At 69.0% G+C, this 5773-nt stretch carries 7 protein-coding genes, 1 tRNA gene and 1 pseudogene; 5 read left to right on the top strand and 4 right to left on the bottom strand.

Annotation, left to right across the window (positions count from 1 at the left end; all coding sequences use genetic code 11):
• Positions 1-441 (top strand): annotated as a pseudogene (locus ABFX51_RS27345) (hypothetical protein); the annotation flags it as partial.
• Between the two features lie 121 nt (positions 442-562).
• Here ABFX51_RS27345 and ABFX51_RS27340 read toward each other — a convergent pair.
• Positions 563-644, bottom strand: a tRNA-Tyr gene (locus ABFX51_RS27340).
• A gap of 123 nt (positions 645-767) precedes the next feature.
• Here ABFX51_RS27340 and ABFX51_RS27335 point away from each other — a divergent pair.
• Entirely contained in the window at positions 768-1259 is a 492-nt protein-coding gene (locus ABFX51_RS27335) for a YajQ family cyclic di-GMP-binding protein (RefSeq protein WP_091505110.1), read from the top strand.
• A 31-nt stretch (positions 1260-1290) separates the two neighbouring features.
• Here ABFX51_RS27335 and ABFX51_RS27330 read toward each other — a convergent pair whose 3' ends face one another.
• Together ABFX51_RS27330 and ABFX51_RS27325 are read right to left on the bottom strand one after the other, a co-directional pair.
• Positions 1291-1707: a hypothetical protein gene (locus ABFX51_RS27330; protein WP_346055319.1), complete on the bottom strand. Its 417-nt coding sequence runs from the start codon at positions 1705-1707 to the stop codon at positions 1291-1293.
• 58 nt (positions 1708-1765) lie between these two features.
• Entirely contained in the window at positions 1766-1960 is a 195-nt protein-coding gene (locus ABFX51_RS27325; protein WP_346055318.1) for a hypothetical protein, read from the bottom strand.
• Between the two features lie 259 nt (positions 1961-2219).
• Between ABFX51_RS27325 and ABFX51_RS27320 the strand changes: the two genes are divergently transcribed.
• Positions 2220-2825: a ClpP family protease gene (locus tag ABFX51_RS27320; protein WP_091505112.1), complete on the top strand. Its 606-nt coding sequence runs from the start codon at positions 2220-2222 to the stop codon at positions 2823-2825.
• Positions 2826-2877: 52 nt separating this feature from the next.
• The gene (locus tag ABFX51_RS27315; protein ID WP_091505113.1) at positions 2878-4011 is read left to right on the top strand and encodes a sialidase family protein; all 1134 of its coding nucleotides are present in this window, start codon (positions 2878-2880) and stop codon (positions 4009-4011) included.
• Here the strand turns inward: ABFX51_RS27315 and ABFX51_RS27310 are convergent.
• Positions 3989-4621 carry a DsbA family oxidoreductase gene (locus tag ABFX51_RS27310; protein WP_091505114.1) on the bottom strand — a complete coding sequence of 211 codons (633 nt, stop codon included), beginning with the start codon at positions 4619-4621 and terminating at the stop codon, positions 3989-3991. The two genes, ABFX51_RS27315 and ABFX51_RS27310, sit on opposite strands and share 23 nt — an antisense overlap.
• A gap of 114 nt (positions 4622-4735) precedes the next feature.
• Between ABFX51_RS27310 and rfbA the strand changes: the two genes are divergently transcribed.
• Positions 4736-5617 carry a glucose-1-phosphate thymidylyltransferase RfbA gene (rfbA, locus tag ABFX51_RS27305; RefSeq protein ID WP_346055317.1) on the top strand — a complete coding sequence of 294 codons (882 nt, stop codon included), beginning with the start codon at positions 4736-4738 and terminating at the stop codon, positions 5615-5617.
• Positions 5618-5773: the final 156 nt, after the last annotated feature.

The raw sequence follows: 5773 nt of genomic DNA, 5'->3' as shown, positions 1-5773 counted from the left end.
CCATCACGCCACGATCTTGCCCACACCTCCCTCAAGATCCAAGTGAGACACGCTCTTACTACGCCGCGTTGCGGCCCGGAAGAAGCTGCGAATCTGGCGGAGGAATGGACGGACTCGGGTGAAGCTTCGGAAGAAGGTCCGCTGAAGCACCGGGAAGCGGGCATCACCCGCACGGTTCCGTGCCCGCACGTGCTCACGGCAATCCTGCACGAGCACATCAAGACGTACGGCACGGCGGCGGACGGTCGGCTCTTCCGAGGAGTCCGCGGCGGAGGCCGCATCAGCAGCACGGTCTACGGACGGGTGTGGGCGAGGGCTCGTCAGCTCGTCTTCACCCCAGAGGTCGTCGCGAGCCCGCTCGCCAAGCGTCCCTACGACCTCCGACACGCCGGTGAGCGAGCAGCCCTCGACAGCGTGCGACGGCTGCTAGAAGGCCGCTGAGCCGTTGCCACACCTTTGCCACGAACACCCGTCAGGCGCCGCCTGCCACTGCCCATCACCGCATATACGACGAACGCCCCGCTGCCCTGTCTTTCCAGGTCAGCGGGGCGTTCCCCTGGCGTGGCGGGTAGAGGATTCGAACCTCTGAAGGCAGTGCCGTCTGATTTACAGTCAGATCCCTTTGGCCGCTCGGGCAACCCGCCGTGGCTGGGCGAACCAGCCGGAAGACAGCGTACAGAACGTCCCGACGGCGGTGGCAAGCGGGGGGAGGTGGCAGCGCTAAGGTGTGGCGTAGCCGACAAGCCGAAGTACGAGGTGTGGGACAAGTGGCTGATCCGTCGTTCGACGTCGTGAGCAAGGTCGACCGCCAGGAGGTGGACAACGCGCTGAACCAGGCGGCGAAGGAGCTGTCCACCCGGTTCGACTTCCGGGGCGTCAACGCGAAGGTCTCGTGGGCCGGCGAAGAGGCGATCACCGTCGAGGCCGAGACCGAGGAGCGCGCGCTCGCCGCCGTCGAGGTGTTCAAGGAGAAGCTCATCAAGCGGGGCATCTCGCTGAAGGCGTTCGAGGCCGGTGAGCCCGCCGTGTCCGGCAAGATCTACAAGGTCAACGGCAAGATCATCCAGGGCATCGCGTCGGACAAGGCCAAGCAGATCGCGAAGTTCATCCGCGACGAGGGCCCGAAGGGCGTGCAGGCCCAGATCCAGGGCGACCAGCTGCGCGTGTCGGGCAAGAAGAAGGACCACCTGCAGGAGGTCATCGCCCTGCTCAAGGGCAAGGACTTCGACATCGCGCTGCAGTTCACCAACTACCGCTGACGCCGAGGACACACGGGAGCCCGCGACGCGGCTACGCGGGCTCCAGGTCCTCGCCCTCGCCACGCAGCAGACCGGCGAACGACGCGAAGGTCTCGGCGTACAACTCGGTGTCGACGGAACCGTCGAAGGCATGAACGCCCTCGGGCACGCTCAGCCGTGGCATCTTCTCGCCGAACGACTTGAAACGGCTCAGCACGCGCTCGTGGATCTCCTGCACCAGGCCGATCCGCGCCTCGTCCTCGCCCAGGTACGTGTCGTAGCTCGGGTCCATGACGCCGTTGATGCGAACCGTGGCGAGGACGAACCACCACTCCCGAGCCTCCAGCAGCCAGCCCGGCGGCTCGGTCATCCCGTCGATTTCGGCGCACACCAAGTACATCCACGCCTGGGTGTGCGCATCGGGCGCCCAGAACCCGACGTTCCGGAACCGGATGAACGTACGCGGCATGTCGTTGATCCTGCTGTGAGCGAGGCCTTGCCGCAATCAGATTAGGAACGCCGGCCCCTCACCACTTCGCCGTGTCCTGGGCCCACACGAACATCCGATCCGCGTTCACCCGCAGGTACACACCACCGCCGTCCTCGAGCACGTCCTGCCACCACGGCGGTCCGTAGAGCTCGTTCAACGCAGCGAAATCGCCGTGGGCGGGGCCCAGCACGGCAGCCTTGCCGTGCACGATGATCGTGATCTCGCTCGGCACCCAGTGCGTACCGCGGGGCGCCTCGACACATGCTTGGCCCGTGCGGAACCGGAAACCGGGGCTCGTTCCGCGCCGACACCGTGGCGAAGGCCAGGGAGCGCGGCTTGGCCAGGTAGCTCGCGACGCTAGAACCTCCAGTCCGCCTGAGGTCAATGATCGCTCTCAGCGGATTCCGCACGCCCAGAGCGAACGGCGCCCCGCAACGGACCACAACCCGAATACGGTCACGGTGTCCCGGCCGCACAACGAAAGGCACCGCATGACCGTCCACTTGCTACCCAGCCTGCGTTCCCCCGGCAGCGACCTGACCCTCACCGACTCCGTCTACGAACAGCTCCTGCGCGACCGCATCGTGTTCCTCGGCTCCGAGGTCAACGACGAGATCGCCAACCGGATCACGGCCCAGCTCCTCCTCCTGGCCGCCGACGACCCGGAAAAGGACATCAAGTTCTACATCAACTCCCCCGGCGGCTCGGTCACCGCGGGCATGGCCATCTACGACACGATGTGCCTGGTCAAACCGGACGTCTCCACCGTCGGGCTCGGGTTCGTCGCCTCGATGGGGCAGTTCCTGCTCAGCTCGGGCACCCCCGGCAAACGGTTCCTGCTGCCCAACACCCGCCTCGTCATGCACCAGCCGTCCGCCGGGATCCGCGGCGCCGCCACCGACATCGCCATCCAGGCGGAGGTCTTCGGCAAGATGAAGCGCCGCATCGCGGAGATCACGGCGCGGCAGACCGGGCAGACCGTCGAGCAGATCACGGCCGACGCCGACCGCGACCGCTGGTTCGACGCCGAAGAAGCCCTCGCCTACGGGTTCGTCGACCGGATCATCGGAGGCGGTGAAACAGCCCTGACCGCGTGAAGCACGGCGCCGCAGCGCAACCGGCCGGTTACTCCGTGGTGTAATTCCCGCCATGGGGAGACTCGCCGTGTTGGTGCTGGTCGCGGTGACCTTGGCGGGCATCGCCCCGCCCGCGCAGGCCGCCACGCGTGAGCGGCTCGCCGTCGGGTCGTACCCCCGCGTCGTGCGGCTCTCGCACGGGCCGTACCAGGGCCGGATCGTCGCCGCCGTGAGCGGGTGGGACGGCGGCGGTCCCGTGGCGCCCGTGTTCGAGAGCACCGACGAGGGCCGCAGCTTCCGGCGGATCGGCGAGATCCGCGACTCCGGCGGCGGCCGCGGCGAGTGCTGCGGCACGCTCTACGAACTGCCCCGCCAGGTCGGCCGCCTCCGCGCCGGCACCCTGCTGTGGGCGGCGAGCTACGGGCAGGACGACGGCCCCGAGCGCCGCATGTCGCTCCGCGTCTGGGCCAGCCGCGACGGCGGCAGGCACTGGTCGTTCCTCTCCGAAGCCGCGCGCTCCCACAACCACGACGGCATCTGGGAACCGGAGTTCACCGTCGACGCCGGCGGCACCCTCTGGATGCACTACGCCGACGAGACCGAGGCGCCCCGCTACTCCCAGGTGCTCAACCGCGTCGGCTCCACCGACGGCCTCACCTGGGGCACCAAGCAGACCACCCTCGCCATCGGGCCGACCCGCGTCCGCCCCGGCATGCCGATCGTGCGCGAGCTGCCCGGCGGCCGCTACTACTTCGCCTACGAGATCTGCAACTACGGCAAGCTGTACTGCAACCCGTACTACAAGATCTCCGCCGACGGCGCGAACTTCGGCGACCCCGCCGACCCCGGCACCCCGGTCCAGACCGCCGAGGGCAACTACTTCCAGCACGCCCACACCGTCACGCTCTTCCCGGACGGCCGCCTGCTGATGGTGGGCCAGCTCTACACCGACGCCGGCGGCCACCGCCTCACCGGCAACGGCCAGGTGCTGCTCGCCAACGACGCCCTCGGCGCGGGCGCGTGGTACGAGCTGCCCGCGCCGGTCGCGGTTCCCGACGCCTTCAACGACTTCTGCCCCAACTACAGCTCGGTGCTGCTGCCGGTCGACGGTGGGCGGAACGTACTGGAAATCGCCGCGGACTACGACAACGGCGTCTGCACGACGTACTTCGCGAAGGGGCCGGTCAGTCCTCGAAAGCCTTCGTGAGGGCGGCCGTGAAGGTCTCGGTGGACTGGGCGCCCGAAACGCCGTAGCGGCCGTCGAGCACGAAGAACGGCACGCCGTTCGCGCCCAGATCACGGGCTTCGGCGACGTCGGCCCGCACGTCGTCGGCGTACGTGCCGTCCTTGAGGACGCTCAGCACCTCGTCGCGGTCCAGACCGGCGTCGGCGGCGACGTCCGCCAGCGAGTCGTGGTCGAACAACGAGCGGCGCTCGGTGAAGTAGGCGCGGAAGAACCGCTCGGTGACCTCGGCCTGCTTCCCGCGCGCCTTCGCCAGGTGCAGGACCCGGTGCGCGTCGAAGGTGTTGCCGACGATGCCGTCGACCAGGTGGTACTCGAGGCCGTCCGCGGCGGCGAGCTGCTCCAGCCGCGCGTCCATCGCGCGCACCTCGTCCTCGCCGTTGCCGAACTTCGCCGCCAGCAGCGGCGTCTTCGGCTGCGCCTCGCCGCGCGGGAGCCGCGGGTCCAGCTCGAACGACCGGTACACGACCTCGACCTCGTCCCGCCGGTCGAAGGACGCCAGCGCCTTCTCGAAACGCCGTTTGCCGAGGTAGCACCAGGGGCACACCACGTCGGACCAGATGTCTACGCGCACGATCAGGCGAACGTCGCTCCCTCCACCCCTATTCCGGCTGCGTGGCACGGTGGCCCGTGGTAACGCCACTAGGGTGGGCCCCGACTGTTCCGGAAGCGACGAGGGGAGCCAGGGATGAAGGGCATCGTGCTGGCGGGCGGCAGCGGCACCCGCCTGCACCCGATCACCCAGGCCGTGTCGAAGCAGCTGCTGCCGGTCTACGACAAGCCGATGATCTACTACCCGATCTCGGTGCTCATGCTCGCCGGGATCCGGGAGATCCTGATCATCTCGACCCCCACCGACCTGCCGAACTTCCGGCGCCTGCTCGGTTCGGGCGACCAGTTCGGGCTGCAGCTGAGCTACGCCGAGCAGCCCGCGCCGAACGGTCTCGCCGAGGCGTTCGTCATCGGCGCGGACTTCATCGGCGACGACTCGGTGGCGCTCGTGCTCGGGGACAACATCTTCTACGGCCAGGGCTTCGCGGGCCGGATGCAGCAGGAGGTCGCGGCGCTCGACGGGTGCGTGCTGTTCGGCTACCCGGTGAAGGACCCGCAGCGCTACGGCGTCGGCGAGACCGACAAAACCGGGCAGCTGGTGTCGATCGAGGAGAAGCCCGCGCGGCCGAAGTCGAACCAGGCCATCACGGGCCTGTACTTCTACGACAACCAGGTGGTGGAGATTTCGCGGCAGCTCAAACCGTCGGCGCGCGGCGAGCTGGAGATCACCGACGTCAACCTCACCTACCTGCGGCAGGGCAAGGCGAAGCTGGTCGACCTCGGCCGCGGCTTCGCGTGGCTGGACACCGGGACGCACGACTCGCTGCTGGAGGCCGGGCAGTTCGTGCAGGTGCTCGAACACCGGACCGGCGTGCGGATCGCGTGCCTCGAAGAGGTGGCGCTGCGCATGGGCTACATCGACGCGGACCAGTGCCTGGCGCTGGGGCTGAAGCTGTCGAAGTCCGGGTACGGGGACTACGTGACCGCCGTGGCCCGCGCCGCGGGGGCGCAGGGGTAGGCCTGGCTCCGGCAACCGGCTCGGGCGGCGCGACGGACTCGCGCGGGCGCGGTGACCGGTTGGCTTGCGCGCGGCGACCGGCTGGCTCGGGGCCGCGCGACCGGCTGGCTAGCGCGCGGCGAGCGGCTGGCTGGGGCAGCGCGGCAACCCGCTCGG

Source organism: Amycolatopsis dongchuanensis, from assembly GCF_039542405.1.
Classification (GTDB): Bacteria; Actinomycetota; Actinomycetes; order Mycobacteriales; family Pseudonocardiaceae; genus Amycolatopsis_E; species Amycolatopsis_E sacchari.
The sequence above is the reverse complement of the archived record's forward strand: the minus strand, read 5'-3'. Positions and strand labels throughout refer to the sequence as shown.